We start from the raw sequence: 20539 nt of genomic DNA on the forward strand, positions 1-20539 counted from the left end.
GATAGATGAGCCGCTCGTTTCCCGGGCGGCTTTTTCTTTAGCTGGTCAGCTTATATGCGCCCTGCTGATCCGGTAGAAACGCCTCGATCGCGGCGGTGGCCATGATATGGCGATCCCCTGTCGGCAGGTCATCCACATCCAGACCACCTTTGACCGCGCGCACCGACAGGGCCTTGCCGCGGGGCAGGTCGGCAGCCACCAGATCGCAATCGACCAGATCGGGCTGTTGCACGCCGATGGTCACCTTAACCTGCATCTCTTTATGGTCCATGCCCAGTGACGACATCACGGTGATCGAGGAATGATGCAGCGCGTCCTGCACCGCGCGGCGTGCGGCCTTGGTGTAATCCATACCATGCAGGTTGGTGCCAAAGCCCATTTCCAGAATGATGCGCTTCATGCTCATTGCGCAGGCTCCATATCGAAAAAGACAGAAATTGCGGCATTGGCCATGACCGTGCGGCCTGCGCCATCGGGCTTGTCGATATCCAGACCGCCCTCGGCCACCGTGATCTGCACCTGCCCGTAAGGAAAGATCGAGGTGAGCGCGCTGACATCCACCTGATCGGGCTGTTGCACGCCAATCTGGGCCTCGACGATCATCGTCTCCTTGGGAAAGCCAAAAAGCTCGGCCATGTTGACCGAGTTCCGCCACAGCGCATCCCTGAGCGCGCGCGCCGCCGCCTCGGTATAATCCGCGCGCCTGAGCGACGTGCCCATGCCGAACTCTACGAGAACCCGTGTCTTGGCCATGCTGACCCTCCTCAATCCATTGCGCGCAGTTTCACCAACGGACTGCCGGTGGCAATAAAAAAGGCGCCCCGCTGGACGCCTTTGATCGATCGGGTCAGGCCCGGCTCAGATCGAATCGTCGATCCAGCTTTGTAGCGCTGCCTTGGGGGCCGCGCCTGCGCGGTTCGACACCACCTGGCCGTCCTTGAAGATGAACAGCGCCGGAATACCGCGTACGCCCATGGCGGCGGCGGAATTCGGGTTGCTGTCGACATCTACCTTGGCAACCTTGATCTTGCCTTGATACTCGCTGGCCAGCTCTTCCAGAGCGGGGCCGATTTGTTTACAGGGACCACACCATTCGGCCCAGAAATCCACAACGACGGGAATGTCGGAGTTCTTGACCTCTGCGTCGAAAGTGGCGTCGGTGACGGCTACGGTGGACATTATGATGTCTCCTGAATGGAAAGGGTCTGGGCAGTGAACCTAGGTAGCCTTCTATGTAACGTCAAGATATCTGGGTGCGGTGCAACGAAGCCGTCACAAGATCGTGTGGCAGGGACATCAAGCTGCCCGTCCGTGTCCACAGGATAGCGGCCTCGATCCGCCGTCCGGGATAGACCTGCTCCAGCGCGCAGACATAGGCCCCCATCTGGCGCAGCAGGCCTTCGGGGCAGGCTTCGGGGGTCTCGGGAACCGTGGCATTCGATTTGAAATCAATGGCCTGAACATGATCCGGGGTGATGATCAGGCGGTCGATGATACCGCGAATGCGATGGCCATTCATCGGGGCAGTTATACCAACCTCAGCCAGAGTCTCGCGGGCAAAGACGGGGGCCAAAGCTGGATTTTGCAGAACCGCGCTGGCTTCGCTCAGCGCCAGATCCCGCTCTGCCTTGTCATGATCGGGCAGCAGGGTTTCGCTGCGCGCAGGCCAATCCGCAGAATCATATCGCGGCAGATGCTCCAACAGCAGATGCACCGCCGTACCATGCCGTTTCGCGGCGTCTTCGTCCTGACCCTGATCGCCCGGCAGCGCTTTTGCGCCGCCCAGGTCGGACGGGCTGATCGGTTTTGGCTGCGGCTTGGGTTCGGGCGGATCTCGCAGGAACAGATCGGGCAGATCAGCGCTGGGCTTCGGGGCCTCGGTTTCCTCAACAAACGGCAAACCGTCCCAATCGCCATGTTCCAAACGCTGGGTCTGCCCATCCGGCAGCGTTGTCGCACCAGCCGGATCCATCGCGCCCTGCACCATCTGGTACCAGCTGTCACCCGCCTTGCCCAAATCCCCCGCTGCCGCAATGATCAACCACTTTTCTGCCCGTGTTAGAGCCACATAGAGCAAGCGCAAACGCTCATTCATCTGCTTCTCGCGCGCCTCTGCCCGCGCTTCAACGATCAATGCGGGCGAGGCATCTTTCGGCACCCGCCAGACAGGCGTATCCCCTGCCCGCATCACCTCGGCATCGGTGGGTGCACGGCGCGCGCCGGTATCCGGCAGGATGACGATCGGGGCCTCTAGGCCCTTGGCGCCGTGCACCGTCATCACCCGGATCATGTCGCCAACCCCGCTCATCTGGCGCTTGATCTCAAGATCATCGGTCTGCATCCAGACCAGAAATCCGGTTAGGCTGGGCACGTCGCTGCGTTCATAAGCAAGCGCCTGTGACAGCAGCGCGTTGATCCCGTCCTCAGCCTCGGCCCCCAGCCGACCCAGCAGTTTGCGCCGCCCGTCATGACGGGTCAGGATGCGTTCGATCAGGTCATAGGGCCGCAGGAAATCGGTCTGGGACATCAGGTCGCTGAGCATAGCGAGCGTTTGTGGAAATTCCTTACCCCTGCCCCGCAGCGCTTGCCACAGGAACACCTCTTCGCGGCGATGCGCCAGGTCGAAGAGCTGCTGTTCGCTCCACCCAAAGAGCGGAGACCGCAGCACCGTGGCCAGTGACAGGCTGTCCTCGGGCGTTGCCAGAAAGCTCAGAAGCGCGGCCAGATCCTTGACGGCAAGCTCGGCGCCCACTTTCAGTCGGTCGGCACCGGCGATGGGTAGCTCGGCCTTTTTACAGGCGCGGATGATCTCGGCAAACAGGTCTGAGCGGCGCTGCACGAGGATCAGGAAATCGCCCGGACGCACCTTGCGCCGCACGAAGGTCCCGGACCTGTCGCCAGCCTCGGGGATCGTGATTTCGTCTCTGATCATGGATTTGATTTTGCCAGCAATCTTCTTCGCCAAAACAACGGTGTGATGCTGCGCGCCGGGCCGGTCCACCGGGTCGGTCCAGTCGCGATCCTCGTCTTCCTCGACCTTTTCGATCACCGGCCAAAGGTCGACCCGGCCCGGCAGGTCGCCTTTGAAGGCACGATGTTGCGCTTCTTTCCGGAACCCGGCGTCAGGCCGCTCGGCGAACACAAGATCGACCAGCCGCAGGATTGCAGGAGACGAGCGGAAGGAGTATTCCAGCGTTGATTTCCATAATTTAGAGCCTGAACTCTCCAGTCTTGTCCCGAATTGTGCCTGCATCTGATCAAAGGCATCGGGGTCGGCACCCTGAAAGGAATAGATCGACTGTTTCTTGTCACCCACCACAAAAATCGTGCGTTCCACATCCGGGCGCGCGCCTTCTCCGGCGGTGAATTCCTGCGCTAGCTTCTCGATCACATCCCATTGCGCCGGGCTGGTATCCTGCGCCTCGTCAACCAGGATGTGATCGATGCCACCGTCAAGACGGTAGAGCACCCAGGCGGCCACGGCGGGATCGTTCAGCAAGTGCCGCGCCTTGTAGATCAGGTCGTCGAAATCCAGCCAGCCGCGCAATTGTTTGCGGCGTTCATATTCCGGCAGGAAGGCAGCGGCAAAGCGATGCAGTGCAAAAGACTTGCGGGCTGCGGTCAGGGCCAGACGCCGTTCGCGCGCATCCTCCACCCGCTGCATCAGTGCCTCAAGCTGTGGCATCTGGCCCGCCAGCGGCCCTTCGCGCACCGGTTTGGTCGGGAAACTGCCGATCTTGGCGCTGAAGGGTTCCTTGGCGGAGGCACTGGTCAGCAGAACGCTTTCCAGAATGGGCAATTGGACCAGCGTCGCCTCGGAGAAGGCAGCAAGCTTGGCGGCGGCCTTGGCGTTATTGCCGCCGCTTTCGGTCAGGATCGGGCGGATCGAGCGGATTAACTCCACCTCGCCGCCGAGATAGACCGAGCCCGACAGTGCCTGCTCGTCAAACCCTTGCGGCAAGTCAAACAGGTCAAGCAGCCCCGCCCAGTCGCGTATTGTCTGAAACCCGGTCCGGTTCTGGGCGATGGCCTGCGTAAGCGCATCAAGATCAGTGTCGGTCACAAACTGTGCGATGCCATCCACGATTGCGGATTCATCACCATCGGCGAAGTCTTCGACAATTTCCGCGCGCAGCAGCCCGGCGGCGCGGTCTTCCATCTCGGAGAATTGCGGGCTGACCCCGGCCTCCAGCGGGAACCGCCGCAGCAGGGCCGAGCAGAAGGAATGGATGGTCTGGATCTTGAGCCCGCCGGGCGTTTCGATGGCGCGGGCAAATAACGTGCGGGCATGGGCCAGACGGGCACTATCGACCGCGCCCTCTAGGCCCAGATCGGTCAATTCAGCTTGCAGTCGTGCGTCATCCAGCATCGCCCATTCGCCCAGCCGCTTAAACAGCCGGTTCTGCATCTCGCTGGCGGCGGCTTTGGTATAGGTCAGGCACAGGATGTGCTGCGGCTCGACATCGCTGAGCAAAAGCCGCGCCACCCGGTCGGTCAGAACCCGCGTCTTGCCCGAGCCCGCATTGGCCGCCAGCCAGGTCGAGGCATCGGGCCGCGCTGCCTGCACCTGCCGTTCGGTGGCGTCGTTACGGGCGCTCATATCAGATCCTCGGGGTTGGGGATGGCGGTGCGGTCCCACTCGCCGAACCTGGCGAGGTGATCATATTCGCCCTGATCGGTATCGCGATGCAGCATTCGGCGTGCAGTAAAGCCTTGATCAGGTTGGAAATATGCTTCGATCAACTGCCGTAGCTCGGCCCAGACCTGGGCGGGTGGTTCGCTTTCCAGCGGCGCTTGCACCTCGGAATAGCTGCCGCCCATGCCGATGAAGACAGCCCGCGCCACTGGCATCGGGTCGATGCTTTCGAACCCGCCTTCTTCGGCCAGCGCCGCCTCGATCAGCAATTGCTTGTCGAACCGCGCTTGCTGTTTTTCACTGGGCGGGGTGCCGGTTTTATAGTCGTAGATACGCAGCGCGCCGCTCTCGGTCTGATCAATCCGGTCGGCGCGGCCCACCAGCGTGAAATCGAGCGGATCGAGGCGTTTTTTCATACGCGCCTCAAAAGCGATCGGACCGCCGTCGCTTCGGCGTTCAACCTCGGCTGCGAGGAAGGCATCGGCAATGCGCGCCAATCGGGCGAGCCAGAGTTTGCGCGCGGTGGGCCAGGGAATATGTGTCTCTAACAAGGCATGTGCGCGTTTCAGGAAGGCGTCGCGATGCAGGATCGCTCCATCGCGCAGGCTGTCCTTGATAAAGGCTTCGAGGATGTCGTGGATCACGATCCCGCGCAGCAGCGCGTCCGGTGCCTGAACCAGTGGATCGAGGGGCCGTAGCCGCAGCACATGTTTGGCATAGACCGCGTAGGGATCGCGGATCAGATGCTTGATCTCGGTAACAGAAAGCTGCCGGGGCCGGGCCGCTACCGGCGGACGGGGCGAGGGGCGCGGGGCCGGGGGCAGCACTGGCGCGGCCTCCAGCAGATCGGCGCGATGCAGCCAGGTTTGGCCGCGCGCGCGCATCTGCGTCAGCGCCTGATCGCCACCTTGCGCGGGCAGGCCGCGCAGCAGGTTGGTCAGGCGATTGAGCCATCGCGACGGCACCGTTTCGGCGTCATCGGAACGGGTCGCGCGGGTCAGCCAGACCTCTGGCGCGGCGATGGCCTGCTGGAAGTCATGTGCCGACAATCCGATGCGGCGTTCAGGCAGCAGCAATCCTGCCCGGTGGCGCATCTGGCGGTTCAGCCACGGATCGGGGCTGGGCGCCTCGGGCCAGCTGCCGTCGTTCAGCCCGCCAAGAATCAACAGATCGGCCCCCTGAACCCGCGCTTCAAGCGTGCCCCAGATCATGATGCTTTCATTAGGGGCGTCGCGGTCGCGCACCTCTTCGCCCGCCAGCAATGCGCCAAGCAGATCGGCGAAGTCGCGGGGGGACAGGTCGCCACCATGATGCGCCTCACGCTCTAGCGATTCGATCAGCGTCCGCGCTTTCTGGCCTGCGTTCTTGTCCCACAGACCGCCTTCACCCCCGGCATGCCCGGCGGAAATACCCTCGGCCAACTGTCGCAGTCGCTGCATCCAGGTGTCGAGCGGCAGGGGTCCCGAAACCTGCTGGTCGCAGAAATGGCGAACGATCCAGCCGATCCAGTCCGGCGCGATCTTTTTGCGTTCGGCAAACGCGGCAAGGCTAGCCGCATCGGGGAAGGGCGGCCCATTGCGTCGCAGATCCAATTCCAGCTCACGAGTGTTGAGCAGGTGCGCGCTACGTTCCGCGCCATCATGGCAGAGCGGGTGTTTGAGCAGCATCAGCAGCACTTCACCATCCAGTCGCTTGGTGAACAGGCTCGCCACATGTCGCAGGAACCGGCCCGGCGGCGAGAGCTGCAGTGGCAGACCGGCGCTGTCATCGGGCAGGATGTTCCACCGATCCAGTGCGGCGCTGACCTGCCGGGTCAGCATGCGGTCCGGGGTGATCAGCGCCGCTGTTTGCCCGGTTTCGGCCGCCGCGCGAAGACGCAGCGCGATGGCCAGCGCCTCGGATCGGGGCGAGGGCGCTTCGAGCAGGGTCAGGTCATCGGTTGCTTGTGTGAGATCGGTCAGCGCCGGACCTTCGCTCATCCAGGCATCGGTAACCGGCGCGGGGCGCAAAGCCAGGGAGACCAGGCGGTTTCTGGGCGGGCAGGGGGCGGTGCCCCCCGTCCAGGGCTGCACGTCGGCTGGCGTCAAATCAAGATCGCGCAGCAGTTTCGCGAACCGGTATTGCGGGTGGTCTTCTGCTGACTGCGCATCGTCGAGCTTGTCCCAGACATGGCGCGGCTGGTCAAAGTCGAACCCCGGCAGGATCAGCGCCCCTTGCGGCAGCTGGGCAACGGCCTTCATCAGCAGCATCGTCGTGCCACGCGAGCCGGTAGATCCGGCCAGAAGGACCGGGTGTTGCGGTGGGCTCTGCTGCCACTCGGCGCTCAGGCGTTCGACCAGTTGCCGTTGCCGGGCCTGTTGGTCCAGAGCGGTGTCGGTTGCTTGCAGGAACTGCTCGGCGATGCCGATAAAGCTCTGCGTGCGGGCCCAATGGCCGGACAGATCGCTGACATCCAGCGCCCGGATTGCCTCGGGCGAGACACCTTCGCCCTGCATCTCGTCAAGCAGCGCGGCGAGGCTGTCGGACAGATCGAAGAGCGAGGCGCGGGGGGCCAGATCGGGTTGCCGGTCGATCAGGTTGCCTATCAGTTGCGTCAGTTCCAACCGTCGCCGCAGCGCTGGCAGGGCCGGAGGCAAGGGCTGGCTGACAGCCGTGTCGGCATATCCGGTGACCAGCGACAAGCGCGGCAACAGGCAGGGCGGCCCCGCATCAAATAGCGTTCGCACCCGCCGCGCCATACGGCGCGTGTTCACCACCAGATCGGTGCGCGCCAGGGCTTCGGGCGGCTGCCCCGCCGCGCGCGCGCGCAGCCCTTCGACCAGCGCTTTGGGGAAATCCGCGCCGGGCGGGACGGCATAGACGCGCGGGGTGTCTCGTGGCTCAAACATCGGCCAGCAGTGTTTCGGCCAGCGTAATGCCCTCGGGCGTGCCCACATCACACCAGCGACCGGTATAGCGGAGTGCAAACAGGCGCTTGTCCGCGAGCATCAGGTCCCAGAGGCGGTTGAGCGAAAAGACCTCGGCGTCGATTTCGGCCAGCCTCTCGGTTTTCAGAATTTGCACGCCTCCATAGATCAGCCCGCTGCCACGGGTGATGCGGCCAGCCTCATCGCGGGTGAAATCACCCTTCCCGGTATGTCCAAGCGCGTGTTCCGTGGGCACGCACATCAGCAGCGCATCCATCCTGTCAGGTTTCCACGCGTTCAGCAGGTCTGAAACCGGGTTGGGGCCGGACCAGATCGCATCGGTATTCATGGTCACCACCGGCGCTGGACCAAGCAGAGGTAGAGCCGCGCGCAGTCCGCCTCCGGTCTCAAGAATGTCCGGCTCTTCGACATTCACGGTGACGCCCTGAGGTTCCAGATGCGCGGCGAGCATGTCGGATTTGTAGTGCAGATTGGCGGCGATCAGGCCCGGATTGACGGCGTGTGCCAGATCCAGCGTGTGGTCGATCAGCGCGCGGCCGGAGACCAGGATCAGTGGCTTGGGGCGGTCCTGCGTCAGGGTGCCCATTCTTGTGCCAAAACCGGCGGCAAATAGAAGGATATTGGTCATGGGCGCCTCAGCCTGGACAGGTTTTCCGGTGTTGGCTCGGGCAGGCTGTTGCGGAGCAAGCCCGCCACGGATTGCATCGCCGGATGGTAGAGATCGCGCATCAGATGGCCCCAGACGCGCGGGATCAGCTTGACATAATGCGGCTTGCCGTAATCGCGGCAAAGCCGCCCGAACACGCCCAGAATGCGCAGGTTCCGCTGGGTGCCAAGCACGGCATACGCGGTGGTGAAAGGGTGGGCGTCACAACCCGTGCCTTCGATGTAATAGCGGATCGTTTCTGCCTCTGTCCGGGGTGATACATCGCGTCTGGCATCCTGCAGAAGCGAGACGAGATCATAAGCGGGGTGGCACAGAAACGCGTCCTGGAAATCCAGCAGGCCGACGCGGGCCGGGCCGTCGCGATCCGGCAGCCAGATCAGGTTTTCCGCGTGGTAATCCCGCAGCGCCAGAACGGGCGGGTCTGACAGAACCTGGTCGAGGATTTTGTGGAAACGGCTTTGGAATTCAGCAGCGTCCTGCGATTGATCGCGCCCGGTGATCGCTTCGGCATATTTCTCAAATGCGATGCCCGTCATGGTAGCGAGATGGGTGGCATCGGGCTGAGCCAGCGAAGGAACCGGCGCGGATCGCAATGTGATCAATACATCACTTGCCGCTTGATAGAGACTGTTTTCAAGCGCCGCGTCGCGTTCGATCAGGCGCGCGAAAAGGCCGTCGCCCAGATCTTCGAGCAGAAGGAACCCTGCTTTTGGGTCGGCGGCGTGGATCACAGGCGCGCTCAGGCCGATGTCGCGCAGATGCCGCGCGATGGATTGGAACGGTCCGACGTCTTCGCCGTTTTCCGGCGGCGCATCCATCAGGATCAGCCGGTTGCCCGCCGGGTCGGTCAGGCGCAGATAACGGCGGTTCGAGGCGTCCCCCGCAAGTGCTTGAGTCTGCGCATCCTGCACGCCCTCATGCTGCAGAAAAGCGGCCAGCAGCGCGTCGCGTGCGCTCATGCCAGACCGTCCAGACGGTGCTGCCATTTCGGATCGCTCCAGGCAAAGTTCAGATCGCGCGCCTCAGCCTGATCGGGATCGGTGTCGAAACTGATCTGCAGGGCGTTGTCTGGCGTCAGCTCTGCCAGGCGATCGGGCCATTCAATCAGGCAGATCGCGGTCTCGAACGCATCGCTCAGGCCCAGCTCTTCGATTTCACCGGTGCTGGTTAGGCGGTAGAGGTCGGCATGCCACAGCTCGCCCAGGCGGGTCTCATAGGTCTGGACAAGCGTGTAGGTGGGCGAGGGCACATCCTCGACCTCGGTCATCAGGTTCTGAATCAGGTGGCGGGCGAAATGAGTCTTGCCGCTGCCGATCGGACCGATGAGCAGCAGGCAATCCCCCGGCTCCAGCGTTGGACCCAGGTTCTGGGCCAGCGCAGCTGTTTGCGCGGGGGAGCGTGTGTGTTTGGTAAATATCGATGGGCTGCCCGAATTCATGGCGCCACAATGACGCTGGCGCAACCCGGCTGCAAGCGGGTTCAGGCCCGCGTGAGCTGCTTGTTTTCCGCCTCAGCCACGGTGCTTTCATGAGAGAAACTTACCATCGTCGCCATGTTCGGCAGGGGGCTGACCGATACCGCAAGCGGATGCCCCTTGCGAAGCTTCACCTGTGCCCACCAATCGCTGCGATTTTCGCGCGCGGCGACAAAGTCGCGGATGTCACCCCAGACCGGCGTAGCGGTGCAGCGTTCCTGCCAGATCCGGGTCGCATTCAGCACCGATATCTGGTCGAAGCTTTCATCCGGGTCCACTTCCCAGAGGGTGCGGAAGGCCCGGTTGCAATAGCTCAGCGCGCCATCGGCGGAAAACACTGCGATGGCGTCGTCCAGATGATCGAGGATGGTCTGGCCCAGCTCCATATCCGCGCGAAAGCGGCGGGTGAGGGTGATCTCGGCGGTGATATCCTCGAACAGGAAGGCCACAGCACCATCGGGATGTGGCCGTCCGCTGACCGAATAGACCGAGCCTGAGGGCAGCGACCATGTTTCCTGATAGCGCCCGTCAGCGGCCGCCTGCAGCAAGGCGTCGATCTGATGGCGCCAGCTGCTATAGCTCTTGGGTTCGGGCATCATGTTGTTGTTGCGCAACCGGTCAAAAAAGCTGGCGATGCTGGGGCGCGCGCTGAGGAAATCGATGGGCAGCGCGGTCAGGTCGGTCAATGCAGGGTTGAACAGTGCCAGTTGCTGATTGCGGTCAAAGATCGCCAAACCGGTGGAGAGCTGCGCGAAGGTTTTCGACAGGGTCTGAACGAAATCACGCCGCGCCACCTCGGCCTCGACCACGGCATGGGCGTCGACCGCATAGCACAGAAAGCCGCCCTGCTGTTTCAACGCGGTGAAATCATACCAAAGCTTGTGCTGGCCATCCTCGGTTTCGATGCTGATGCGTTTCTTGCGACCCAGCACGCCCAGGGCCTGCGGATCGGGAAAAAACGGGTCTTCCAGCCGGGGCCGGTTGTCGCGCACTTTTCGCGCCAGCATCGAATAGGCTGTATTGCACCATGTCACCCGGTTGGACCCGTCCAGATACCAGGCCGGATACGGCGCCTTGTCCATGGCGAGCCGCATCGGGGCGGTCTCGTCGCAAGCCGTGTCGGGACGGGCCGCGCGCAATTCCACCCGTGTCACCCCGTCGATCCATTCACATAACACCTCGGTCTGGTTGCTGCCATCGATCGGAGGCACCCGGATTTCACCATGCGAGCGGACCTTTTCCGGGCTGTCGGGAAATCCCGGGAAATCAACCGACAAATGCGCATGGAGCGTGTCCCAATCAACCACCGAATCCTGCAATTCGGGGCCGTTATCGGACATTCCGATCAGATCCTCGCCATCGAACAGGTACACCGTCTTGCGGCGCGGATTGAAGCGCAGCAGATGTCCGGCGGGGCCTGCCAATGCGCGCTTGGGCGATATCCACAGCGCGGCCAGTATGGCAGAAAGCAAGCAGATGCTTGCCAGGGTGATCCAATCGCCTGTCGCCATATCCGAACCTTTGCCGAAACCGTATCCGCGACACTGGACCCATAGAGGTTAACAGCCGCTTAATCAGACGGGGATCTGCTGGTTGTGGCCGACGGGAACACGATTTTCGCCCATGCGTGCGTCGATCTTGTTGCGCGGCCAGGCCACCTGCACGATGGCCCCCAACCGCTCGGGCGATGTGCTCAGCGTTTGGTTCGGGTCCCAGCCATTGGCAAAGGACAGCGTGGCCCCGCTGCGTTCCAACAATGTCTTGGCAATGAACAGGCCCAGCCCCATCCCCTCATATTCCGGCCTCGTGCGCTGCTCGCTTTCGCTGCGTCTGCGCCGCATGAACGGATCTCCGATTCTGCGGATCAAATGCGGGGGATAGCCGCGCCCGTCATCCATGATGCGGATGACGATCTTGTCCTCGGTCCATTCGGATTCGATCCAGACCGCGCTGCGGGCGAAATCGACGCCGTTCTGGATCAGGTTGCGTAGCCCGTGGATCACCTCGGGCTGGCGCAGGATCGAGGGTTGCTGCATGTCGCCACCCTCACCGGGACCTTCGTGGAAATGCACCTCTTTGCCACGATCCAAATGCGGCTCGGCGGATTCGTGAATCACGGTCGATAGCGGGGCCTGCCGCAAATGCAGATCGTCTTTCCCGGCCCGGCCCATATTGCGCAGGATATCGCGGCATCGATCCGCCTGCTCGCGGATAAGCGCGGCATCCTCGCGCAGGTCCGGGTGGTCATCCAGCTCTTCGATCAATTCAGAACTGGTTAGCTTTATCGTTGCCAGCGGCGTGCCCAGCTCATGCGCGGCGGCGGCAACGACGCCGCCCAGATCGGTAAGTTTCTGCTCCCGGGCCAGCGCCATATGTGTCGCTGACAGCGCCTCGGACATGGATTGCGCCTCAGTACTGATCCGGTAGGAATAGAGGCCCAGAAAGACAATAGCGATGATAATGGCAATCCAGTTGCCAAAAACAAAGATATCAGCATCCTGCAGGATCATCCCGCTTGCGGTGCGCAGTGGCAGGTAGAACTCGGACAGCAGCGTGACCAGCACAATCGCCGTCCCCCCGATGATCAGGGTCGAGCGCAGCCCCAACACATTCGCCGAGATCGTCACCGGCCCCAGAAGCAGCAATGCAAACGGGTTGTTGAGGCCCCCGGTCAGATAGAGCAGTGAGCCCAGTTGCAGCAGATCGAACAAGACCATCAGAAAGTTCTCGAACTCGGTCAGGCGCTTGTTTTCGGGGAAGATGAAGATCGCGATCAGGTTGCCGATCACGGAAATGCCGACGGCCAGATAGCACAGCGCCAACTCAAGCTGCAGGTGATAGACGCGCTGGGCTACGGTGATCGCGCCCAACTGGCCAATGATCGCGATCCAGCGCAGCAGGATCAAAGTGCGCAGCCGAATCCAGCCGCTGCGTTCCTGGCCGCGCCAGAGGTTGCTATTGGAAATCGCCATTGGTCAACTATGTCCCGTTGCAAAGGCCGACCAAGTTGATAGGTCTCACGGCCAGTATGTTCAACATCTCATTCTTAGAGGTTCAACGCCATGCCCCGTCTCTACGCCATTCTGGCCGCTGTCTTTGTGGTGCTTTTGCTTGCCGTAACCTGGTTCATGACGCGCGGGGGACAATCGGATGATCAATTCGCACAATGCCGCGCCAGCCAGATCGCGGGTGGGGCGGGCGCAATCGGCGGTCCGTTCGAACTGGTCAATGCAGATGGCCAGACGGTTACCGACGCGGATGTGATTACCGAACCGGCGCTGATCTATTTCGGCTACACCTTCTGCCCGGATGTCTGCCCCTTTGATATGGCCCGCAATGCCGACGCGGTGGATGTTCTGGAAAGTCGCGGCCAGATGGTGACGCCGGTCTTCATCTCTATCGACCCGGAACGGGACACGCCCGAGGTCGTCGGGGATTATGCCGAAAACCTGCATGAGCGGCTGATCGGCCTGACCGGATCACCGGAACAGGTCAAGGCGGCCAGCAAGGCCTACAAGACCTACTATAAGGCGCAGGACAAATCCGACGAGTTCTATCTGGTCGATCATTCGACCTTCAGCTATCTGGTGCTGCCCGAACACGGCTTCGTCGAGTTCTTCCGCCGCGAGATCGAGCCCGAGAAGATGGCCGACCAGATCGGCTGCTTTCTCGACGCTGCGTGACCCACTTGCCGTGTTTGACCTTTCAGGTTGCGCCGTTAATACTCGGCACAGCCACATCGAGCCCAAAAACAATGGAATGAACGACTATGGCCGACACTTCTCAGCTTGAAATCGGACCAGACAAATCGCTTTTGCTGGTTGACGATGATGAGCCGTTTCTGAGGCGTCTGGCCAAGGCAATGGAAAAGCGCGGTTTTGAGATCGAGACCGCCGGCTCCGTTGCTGCAGGGCGCGCCATCGCCACCGCCCGCCCGCCGGCCTATGCCGTGGTCGATCTGCGGCTGGAAGATGGCAATGGTCTGGATGTGGTCGAGGTACTGCGCGAAAAGCGCCCCGATTGCCGAGTGGTGGTGCTGACGGGCTATGGCGCGATTGCCACCGCCGTGGCAGCGGTCAAGATCGGCGCCACGGATTATCTTTCGAAACCGGCCGATGCCACCGATATCATGAACGCGCTGCTGGTGGGCAGCGACGAGCTACCGCCCCCCCCGGAAAACCCGATGAGTGCTGACAGGGTCCGTTGGGAACATATCCAGCGTGTCTATGAACTCTGCGACCGCAATGTCAGCGAGACCGCGCGGCGCCTGAACATGCACCGCCGGACCTTGCAGCGGATATTGGCCAAACGCAGCCCGCGGTAGCGGTTTCGAGGCAACCCGCCTGATCGCCTCGCAGACAATGGGCGTGTCAACTGCCCGCAGCAGAGTCAGCAGGGACTATCTGTTCAGCCAGCACTGTAAACTAAACACTTGAGGGCAAGAAACTCGAAGACGGTCGGGATTCACCCCGCCTTCAACTCAGTAGTCTCGCGCCACTTGCCCATAGCGAGTGATCGCATTTACCGAAAATAGGCTGATGTCATTTCGTGGCGGGGCAGGTGGAACAGGTTGGCTATTGGGTCGTTGATGGGTACGAAGCGCTGGAGGTGCCCTGCTGATTTGAAACGCTTCACCACCCTCTCTAATTGTCGCGTTGGCTGATCGGAATTCTCAGCCCTATTGTTCAATCCTTTGTGCGATCGATACTCAACGCTCGGCATGGTCTTCCGCTTTGCTGCGCTGTAGGAGCGTAATTTGTCAGTGATCATGGCGCGTGGAACAGTTACCTGCCGCTTGAGCAGCTTTAGCATCAATCTCCTGGCTGCTTGGGAATTACGCCGGCTCTGCACCAGCACATCCAGGACAAATCCGTCTTGGTCTACCGCACGCCAAAGCCAGTGTTTCTTACCTCGTATGACTATCACGACTTCGTCATCGGCGGAGCGGCGACAAGCTGACGGAAAGCTGGATATTTATCGATCTGCTGCATTTCTGGAACCAGCAAGGTCTCGATCTGCTTTCACGCATACCGTACATGCGCAGCTAAAAGGCTCGGGAGGAATTGGACAGGGGCATCGCTACCAAGGTTTGAGCGTGCCGCGTTTTTTCAGCGATCATATCGCAGCTCGCCAGCCGGTTCAGCGTAAGGTTGTCAGGGCGCAGGTCGGTCGATAGGCTTCCCTCAATGGACGCGCGCGGGCCCAGAGGAGAATGACGATTTGATCGAAATGATTGATCGGCTCTTTGAAGCCTTGCCATATCTGGCCCTATTCGTCGCGATTTCCCTTGGGTATCTTGCCGGAAAGCTGACCATAGGGCGCTTCGTTCTGGGCGGCATTGCGGGAACGCTCCTGATTGGTGTCGGGGTTGGCCAGTTTGGCGTCACCATAGACCCCGGCGTCAAAACGATCTTTTTTGCTCTGTTTATCTATGCGGTGGGGTATCAGGGCGGCCCGCAATTCGCCCATGCCCTGAATCTGCGCTCGCTCAACCAGCTCATCTCGGCATTTGTCATGTGCTTTGCTGGCCTGATCTGCGTGGTTGCGGCGGCCTGGTTGTTCCAGCTTGACCGGGGCACCGCTGCGGGGTTGGCGGCGGGCGGGCTCACACAATCGGCGATCATCGGCACGGCAAGCGGTGCGATTTCCAAGCTGGATGTTTCCGCCGATCTGATCCGCACGATGGAGACCAACGTCGCCGTAGGCTACGCGGTGACCTATATCTTCGGCTCGCTCGGCCCGATCCTGATCGCAACCTGGTTCATTCCCATGGTGATGAAATGGGATATTCGCGCCGAGGCGATCAAGCTGGAACAAACCATGGCTGGCGGGCGCACGGTATTGGGGCCGGGGCAGTTCAACGCGGTGCGCGATGTGGTGACACGCTTCTATCTGGTGTCCGAAGGCAGCGCCGCGATCGGGCAGCAGGTTCTGGCTGCGGATGAAGCGATTGCCGATGCGGCCATCGAATCGGTGATACGCGAGAGCGCCGCACTCGATCTGTCCGAAGCCACAATCATTGCTGCGGGCGACGTGGTTGCTCTGTCCGGCCCGACCGCATTGGTGCAGAAATCCGCAGAGTATTTCGGTCCCGAAGTGATCGCGCCAGCGGGGTTCGAACTAGTTCAGGAAAGCCGCGAGATTATCCTGACCAACCGCGATCTTGTCGGGCTGGAGCTGCAGGAGGTGCATGACAAGGTGGGCGCCGACATCCGCCATGGCGTCTTTCTCACCAGCGCCCGACGGCTCGGACAGGATTTGCCGATCGCGCCGAAACTGGCTCTGCGGCGGGGCGATGAGCTGCATTTCACCGGTGCGCCGAAAGACCTGGACCGGATGCAGAAGCTGCTCGGCTACAAGATCTCGGCGGCAGCGGTGACCGATTTCATTTTCTTTGGTCTCGGGTTGGCTGTCGGCTTCCTTTTGGGGATGATCGAGTTCAAGGTCGCGGGCATTCCGGTCAGCATCGGAACCGGCGGCGGTTGCCTGCTTTCGGGATTGCTGTTTGGCTGGCTGCACAGCACGCATCAGCGGTTTGCCGCGCTGCCGGTGGGGGCCTCGAATTTCTTGCGGGATTTTGGATTGGCGGTGTTTGTCGGTGCCGTGGGCATTTCCGCAGGCCCGCAAGCACTTGAAACGCTGCGCAACTCCGGCCTGACGCTGTTCTTCCTGGGGGTTGCGGTGACCATCATTCCGCAGATCGTGGTTTTCTTTTTCTCTTACTACGTGCTGCGCATTCAGAACCCGATCGAAGCCCTTGGCTGTCTTGTTGGCGGGCGCAGCGCCAATCCAGGATTCGCCGCGCTTCTGGATAAGGCGGGGAATGCCACGCCCGTGGTGTCGTTTACCGTCACCTATGCGGTCGCGAATGTTTTTCTGACGCTTTGGGGGCCGATCATCATCGGCGTGATCAACACCAACCCATCGCCCTAACCCGAGGAGATGTCCGATGGACGATCTGGATATTGCCAAACTTGCCGATCTCAGCCCGTTCGAGTTGAAGGACAAGCTGATCGAAATTGCCAGCTCGGATGCGGATCGGATGATGCTGAACGCCGGGCGCGGGAATCCGAACTTTCTTGCCACCTTGCCCCGGCGCGCCTTTCTGCGCCTGGGCGAGTTTGCGATGCAGGAGGCAGAGAGGTCTTATTCCTATCTCAACAGCGGATTTGGGGGGCTGCCTGACGCCGACGGTATCGTCCAGCGTTTTGATGCTTTTTCGAACCATAACGATTCTGACCCGGGCGTGACCTTCATCCAGTCGGCGATCTCTTATGTGCGCGACCAGCTTGGCTTGGACCGCAAGGCGTTCCTCAGCGAAGCGGTGGGTGCCTTTCTCGGCTGCAACTATCCGGTGCCGCCCAGAATGCTGAGCCATGCCGAAGAGATCGTAAAAGCCTATATCGCGCAGGAAATGTACGGGCCCGTCCCGCAGCAAGGTGACTTCTCGCTTTTTGCCACCGAAGGTGGCACTGCGGCCATGACCTATATTTTCCAGACACTTAAGAATAATCTCCTGGTCGATGCCGGTGACAAAGTCGCGCTTGGCACGCCGATTTTTTCGCCCTATCTCGAAATTCCTCCGTTACCCGGATACGACCTTGAGATCGTCGATATCCGCATGGATGAAGAGGATGACTGGCAATTCCCCGAAGCCGAGATCAAGAAACTCGAAGATCCGGCGGTCAAGGTGTTTTGCGTGGTCAATCCCAGCAACCCACCATCCGCAAAGCTGTCACAGGCGTCGCTTGACCAGATCGCCGATCTGGTGAACGGCCCGCGAAAAGACCTGATCATCATCACCGATGATGTCTATGGCACCTTTGCAGACGACTTCGTGTCGCTCTTTGCCCGCTGCCCGCGCAACACGCTTTGCGTTTACTCCTTCTCGAAGTATTTCGGTGCGACGGGCTGGCGTCTTGGTGTGATCGGCCTGCACGAGGAAAATGCGATCGACACGGCGCTTGCCAAACTTTCCGAGGACGCCAAACGAACCCTCGACCGGCGCTATATGTCCCTGACGACCGAACCCCGCGCGCTGCGCTTCATCGACCGTCTTGTGGCAGACAGCCGTGCGGTGGCGCTGAACCACACGGCGGGTCTGTCGCTGCCTCAACAGCTTCAAATGACGTTGTTCGCGCTGAACGGGCTGATGGACATTGACGGCCGCTATAAAGAGGCCGCCAAACGTCTGGTGCGGCACCGTTTCGATACGCTCTACAAACACATGGGCACAGTGCTGGAACTGGACGATAACGACATCGCCTATTACACGCTGATCGACCTCAAGAAGCTGGCCGCACGCCTGCATGGCGGCGATTTTGCCACGTGGTTCGAGGTGAACAACAAGGCCACGGATTTTCTGTTCCGACTGGCGGATGAGACCGGGGTGGTTCTGCTGCCCGGCAAAGGGTTCGAGGTGGTTGACCCCTCGGCCCGCGTCTCGCTCGCGAACCTGACGGAACATGACTACGCGAGCATCGGCAAATTCGCCCGCAAGGTGATCGACGAATACCATGCGGACTACAGCAGTGAGACCGGATCGCACTAGCGCCATCCTGTCAGGGTCCGGCCCGCGCAAAACCGCGCTTTGACAAGCGTCTGAGTCGAAGAAAAGTCCGGCGCAGCGCACGGGGGCGGCTCAGGTCATGAGCTTGCGCACCGACCCGATTTCGACCTCCTGGCCTGTCCGGCGCGACTGCACTGCGGCAAAGGTCAGGGCCAGCGACTGCAGGTTGGAGCGCGCTGAATTCATCGGGTCGCGGTCCTCTTCGATTGCGCAGAGGAGCTCGCCCATCGCGCCCGAGAACCCATCGTTGAACCACTGGCCCTCAAGCTCTGGTCGCGCGATACCTTCTGCCGTGGTCAGCGTCAGGCTCTGCGAGGAAAGATCCGGCCCGTCTGACATCAGACTGCCGCGCGTTCCGGCAATATAGGTCGTGTCGCGCGCGCCGTGGGGGGTGCTGCCATCAAAAACAAGGCTTGCCTGGCCGCCATCAAGCTGCACCAGGGCCTGAGCGAGCAGCGGAACTTTGTTGGGCTGACCTTGCGCGCGCACCGAGGTAGCGAAGATGCTATGGGCGCGGTCTCCGATCACTGACGTTAAGAAATCGAACCAATGCACGCCAAAATCATAAAGAAGCAGGTCCTCGATTTCATCAAAGGGCGTGCCAGCGGTCCAACCGTGGTTCCAATGGATCGAAATATGTGTCGAAAGCACGTCCCCGATCAGCCCCGCGCGAACGGCTTCGCGCATCCAGGACATATGCGGCGACCAGCGGCCATTCTGGTTGACTGCAAGCTTGACGCCATGGTCGTCGGCGAGCTTCACAAGGTCTTCGCCAATGTCGAGGTCTGTCACAAAAGGCTTCTGGCTCAGCACATGTTTGCCGGCTTTCAGGGCGGCCTCGATGATCGGCAGGCGGTGTTCGGGATGCAAGGTGATATCGATCACTTCAATGTCGCGATCCGTCAGAAGCGTTTGCCAATCGTCTTCTACCCTCGCTGCGGGGCAATATTCAGCAGCCTTTTCTTCCGCCTTGCTGCGGGTGCGGTTCCAGAGCGCGGCAACCTTCCAACCGGCGCTGCGATAGGCGTCCAGATGGCTGGCCGAGATTCCACCGGTTCCGATCATGCCGATCCTGGGCCGATAGGCTTTGGGGCGCGGCGGACGGTAGGGCAAAGAGGGCGCTTCGATCTCGGGCACGCCCGCCGATTTCAGGGCATAGGTATCTGTATCCGCGGCATCTGAGGTCATTGGAGCAGCTCTAATGTACGTTTTTTGGCAGCCGATTGTACGGCGGTATCGACGATCCTCTGGGCTGTCAGGCAGAGGGCGGGATCAAGCGGGCCGCTCACCTTCCTATCCTGCGCGAGGCAGCCCAGAACATATTCGATGGCGTTGCGTTCACCCTCTGGCAATGGATCGGCGGGGATATCATGCCGCGCAGGCCGGGTGCGGGTCTGCACGGTCACATGGTCCGCATAGTCAGGCGACGAGATCGTGCCATCGGTGCCGACAAAGACAAACCCACAGGTGGGTAGAGGTTGCGTCGTCCAGGGATCGGTGAAGGTGCCCCATCGGGTCTCCATCTTCGACAGGCCCTTGGCATAGCGGCAAACGGCGATGGCGTGCTGGTCGACCTCGATGCCGGGGGTTTCGTCAACGGTGCAGGTCACCTCAAGCGGGGCCTCTCCATTCATGTACCAGGTGCCAAGCGTCGCGCCGTAGCCAAGGTAGTCAAGAAGTGAGCCCCCTCCCGACGCCTTCTTGTACCACCAGGAGGAGGGTTTCTGACGTTCGACCTCAGCAGGGCTGACCTCGACCTTGTCGGCAAGATGATAGAGCGGGCCGCGATTGCCGTCATAGAAATGAACTTCGCGCAGCTCTCCGATCAGGCCTTCATCGATCAGGCGCTTTGCGGTCACATGGCTTTCGACCCAGCGCAGCGGCCAGTTGATGATCATCTGTCTGCCCGTCCCGTCCATCGCCGCGATCATGCGCCGGGCGTCCTCAGTCGACGCAGCGAAGGGTTTTTCGACAAAGATATGAAGATCATGCGGCGCCAGCTTTTCGGCGTAATCGGCATGGTCTGCCGTGGCCGCACAGAGTATCGCCATGTCATAGGGGCCAGCCGTCATACAGGTGTAAAAATCGGTGAATACAGCCGCCTCGGGAATGCCAAACGTTTCGATCGCGGATTGCATTCTGGCGCGGTCGGGATCGAAGAGTCCCGCAATTTCAGCATCTGGATGTTCATGCACCATGCGCAACAGATCTCCCATATGCATATGGTCAAAGCTGATGCCGACGATACGGATTTTGGACATGGGAG

General features: G+C 61.1%; 16 protein-coding genes and 1 pseudogene. 4 read left to right on the forward strand and 13 right to left on the reverse strand.

What is annotated here, in order from left to right; genetic code table 11:
- Positions 1–37: 37 nt before the first annotated feature.
- The 10 genes from Q5Y75_RS19855 to regB all read right to left on the reverse strand — a co-directional run bounded on the left by Q5Y75_RS19855 (position 38) and on the right by regB (position 12676).
- Positions 38–406 carry a Lin0512 family protein gene (locus Q5Y75_RS19855; RefSeq protein WP_306200853.1) on the reverse strand — a complete coding sequence of 123 codons (369 nt, stop codon included), beginning with the start codon at positions 404–406 and terminating at the stop codon, positions 38–40.
- On the reverse strand, positions 403–753 hold the full coding sequence (locus Q5Y75_RS19860; protein WP_306200855.1) for a Lin0512 family protein: 351 nt from the start codon (positions 751–753) through the stop codon (positions 403–405). Before Q5Y75_RS19860 ends, Q5Y75_RS19855 begins: the two co-directional genes overlap by 4 nt.
- 105 nt (positions 754–858) lie before the next feature.
- Positions 859–1179: a thioredoxin gene (trxA, locus tag Q5Y75_RS19865; RefSeq protein WP_306200857.1), complete on the reverse strand. Its 321-nt coding sequence runs from the start codon at positions 1177–1179 to the stop codon at positions 859–861.
- A 61-nt stretch (positions 1180–1240) separates the two neighbouring features.
- Positions 1241–4600, reverse strand: coding sequence for a double-strand break repair helicase AddA (gene addA, locus Q5Y75_RS19870; protein WP_306200859.1), 3360 nt, complete (start codon positions 4598–4600; stop codon positions 1241–1243).
- A complete protein-coding gene (addB, locus tag Q5Y75_RS19875; RefSeq protein WP_306200861.1) occupies positions 4597–7524 on the reverse strand; it encodes a double-strand break repair protein AddB in 2928 nt (975 codons plus the stop codon). Before addB ends, addA begins: the two co-directional genes overlap by 4 nt.
- A complete protein-coding gene (locus Q5Y75_RS19880; protein ID WP_306200863.1) occupies positions 7517–8191 on the reverse strand; it encodes a nucleotidyltransferase family protein in 675 nt (224 codons plus the stop codon). Before Q5Y75_RS19880 ends, addB begins: the two co-directional genes overlap by 8 nt.
- Entirely contained in the window at positions 8188–9189 is a 1002-nt protein-coding gene (locus Q5Y75_RS19885; protein WP_306200865.1) for an aminoglycoside phosphotransferase family protein, read from the reverse strand. Before Q5Y75_RS19885 ends, Q5Y75_RS19880 begins: the two co-directional genes overlap by 4 nt.
- Entirely contained in the window at positions 9186–9668 is a 483-nt protein-coding gene (gene tsaE, locus Q5Y75_RS19890; RefSeq protein ID WP_306200867.1) for a tRNA (adenosine(37)-N6)-threonylcarbamoyltransferase complex ATPase subunit type 1 TsaE, read from the reverse strand. Before tsaE ends, Q5Y75_RS19885 begins: the two co-directional genes overlap by 4 nt.
- Positions 9669–9709: 41 nt before the next feature.
- The gene (locus Q5Y75_RS19895; protein WP_306200869.1) at positions 9710–11215 is read right to left on the reverse strand and encodes a PAS-domain containing protein; all 1506 of its coding nucleotides are present in this window, start codon (positions 11213–11215) and stop codon (positions 9710–9712) included.
- Between the two features lie 63 nt (positions 11216–11278).
- On the reverse strand, positions 11279–12676 hold the full coding sequence (gene regB, locus Q5Y75_RS19900) for a sensor histidine kinase RegB (RefSeq protein WP_306200870.1): 1398 nt from the start codon (positions 12674–12676) through the stop codon (positions 11279–11281).
- A gap of 90 nt (positions 12677–12766) precedes the next feature.
- Between regB and Q5Y75_RS19905 the strand changes: the two genes are divergently transcribed.
- Together Q5Y75_RS19905 and Q5Y75_RS19910 are read left to right on the forward strand one after the other, a co-directional pair.
- On the forward strand, positions 12767–13387 hold the full coding sequence (locus Q5Y75_RS19905; RefSeq protein WP_306200872.1) for an SCO family protein: 621 nt from the start codon (positions 12767–12769) through the stop codon (positions 13385–13387).
- Between the two features lie 86 nt (positions 13388–13473).
- A complete protein-coding gene (locus Q5Y75_RS19910; protein ID WP_306200874.1) occupies positions 13474–14028 on the forward strand; it encodes an ActR/PrrA/RegA family redox response regulator transcription factor in 555 nt (184 codons plus the stop codon).
- A 197-nt stretch (positions 14029–14225) separates the two neighbouring features.
- On the opposite strand, the pseudogene Q5Y75_RS19915 reads toward Q5Y75_RS19910, so the two are convergent.
- Positions 14226–14639 (reverse strand): annotated as a pseudogene (locus Q5Y75_RS19915) (IS6 family transposase); the annotation flags it as partial.
- Between the two features lie 294 nt (positions 14640–14933).
- Here Q5Y75_RS19915 and aspT point away from each other — a divergent pair.
- Together aspT and Q5Y75_RS19925 are read left to right on the forward strand one after the other, a co-directional pair.
- Positions 14934–16637 carry an aspartate-alanine antiporter gene (gene aspT / locus Q5Y75_RS19920; protein ID WP_306200912.1) on the forward strand — a complete coding sequence of 568 codons (1704 nt, stop codon included), beginning with the start codon at positions 14934–14936 and terminating at the stop codon, positions 16635–16637.
- A gap of 16 nt (positions 16638–16653) precedes the next feature.
- Entirely contained in the window at positions 16654–18255 is a 1602-nt protein-coding gene (locus tag Q5Y75_RS19925) for a bifunctional aspartate transaminase/aspartate 4-decarboxylase (protein ID WP_306200876.1), read from the forward strand.
- Between the two features lie 90 nt (positions 18256–18345).
- Here Q5Y75_RS19925 and Q5Y75_RS19930 read toward each other — a convergent pair whose 3' ends face one another.
- Together Q5Y75_RS19930 and Q5Y75_RS19935 are read right to left on the reverse strand one after the other, a co-directional pair.
- Positions 18346–19461, reverse strand: a complete 1116-nt coding sequence (locus Q5Y75_RS19930; RefSeq protein ID WP_306200879.1) for a Gfo/Idh/MocA family protein — start codon at positions 19459–19461, stop codon at positions 18346–18348.
- Positions 19458–20534, reverse strand: coding sequence for a Gfo/Idh/MocA family protein (locus Q5Y75_RS19935; RefSeq protein WP_306200881.1), 1077 nt, complete (start codon positions 20532–20534; stop codon positions 19458–19460). The genes Q5Y75_RS19930 and Q5Y75_RS19935 overlap by 4 nt, the downstream gene beginning before the upstream one ends.
- Positions 20535–20539 lie beyond the last annotated feature (5 nt).

It is taken from the genome of Ruegeria discodermiae, from assembly GCF_030758345.1.
Taxonomy (GTDB): domain Bacteria; phylum Pseudomonadota; class Alphaproteobacteria; order Rhodobacterales; family Rhodobacteraceae; genus Ruegeria_C.

What these genes read in the sequence shown, in the direction of transcription:
- Q5Y75_RS19930 (WP_306200879.1), bottom strand. Translation starts at nt 19,461, where the DNA reads ATGACCTCAGATGCCGCGGATACAGATACCTATGCCCTGAAATCGGCG.
- regB (WP_306200870.1), bottom strand. Translation starts at nt 12,676, where the DNA reads ATGGCGATTTCCAATAGCAACCTCTGGCGCGGCCAGGAACGCAGCGGC.
- Q5Y75_RS19880 (WP_306200863.1), bottom strand. Translation starts at nt 8,191, where the DNA reads ATGACCAATATCCTTCTATTTGCCGCCGGTTTTGGCACAAGAATGGGC.
- Q5Y75_RS19925 (WP_306200876.1), top strand. Translation starts at nt 16,654, where the DNA reads ATGGACGATCTGGATATTGCCAAACTTGCCGATCTCAGCCCGTTCGAG.
- trxA (WP_306200857.1), bottom strand. Translation starts at nt 1,179, where the DNA reads ATGTCCACCGTAGCCGTCACCGACGCCACTTTCGACGCAGAGGTCAAG.
- addA (WP_306200859.1), bottom strand. Translation starts at nt 4,600, where the DNA reads ATGAGCGCCCGTAACGACGCCACCGAACGGCAGGTGCAGGCAGCGCGG.
- Q5Y75_RS19895 (WP_306200869.1), bottom strand. Translation starts at nt 11,215, where the DNA reads ATGGCGACAGGCGATTGGATCACCCTGGCAAGCATCTGCTTGCTTTCT.
- tsaE (WP_306200867.1), bottom strand. Translation starts at nt 9,668, where the DNA reads ATGAATTCGGGCAGCCCATCGATATTTACCAAACACACACGCTCCCCC.
- aspT (WP_306200912.1), top strand. Translation starts at nt 14,934, where the DNA reads ATGATTGATCGGCTCTTTGAAGCCTTGCCATATCTGGCCCTATTCGTC.
- Q5Y75_RS19910 (WP_306200874.1), top strand. Translation starts at nt 13,474, where the DNA reads ATGGCCGACACTTCTCAGCTTGAAATCGGACCAGACAAATCGCTTTTG.
- Q5Y75_RS19905 (WP_306200872.1), top strand. Translation starts at nt 12,767, where the DNA reads ATGCCCCGTCTCTACGCCATTCTGGCCGCTGTCTTTGTGGTGCTTTTG.
- Q5Y75_RS19885 (WP_306200865.1), bottom strand. Translation starts at nt 9,189, where the DNA reads ATGAGCGCACGCGACGCGCTGCTGGCCGCTTTTCTGCAGCATGAGGGC.
- Q5Y75_RS19860 (WP_306200855.1), bottom strand. Translation starts at nt 753, where the DNA reads ATGGCCAAGACACGGGTTCTCGTAGAGTTCGGCATGGGCACGTCGCTC.
- Q5Y75_RS19935 (WP_306200881.1), bottom strand. Translation starts at nt 20,534, where the DNA reads ATGTCCAAAATCCGTATCGTCGGCATCAGCTTTGACCATATGCATATG.
- Q5Y75_RS19855 (WP_306200853.1), bottom strand. Translation starts at nt 406, where the DNA reads ATGAGCATGAAGCGCATCATTCTGGAAATGGGCTTTGGCACCAACCTG.
- addB (WP_306200861.1), bottom strand. Translation starts at nt 7,524, where the DNA reads ATGTTTGAGCCACGAGACACCCCGCGCGTCTATGCCGTCCCGCCCGGC.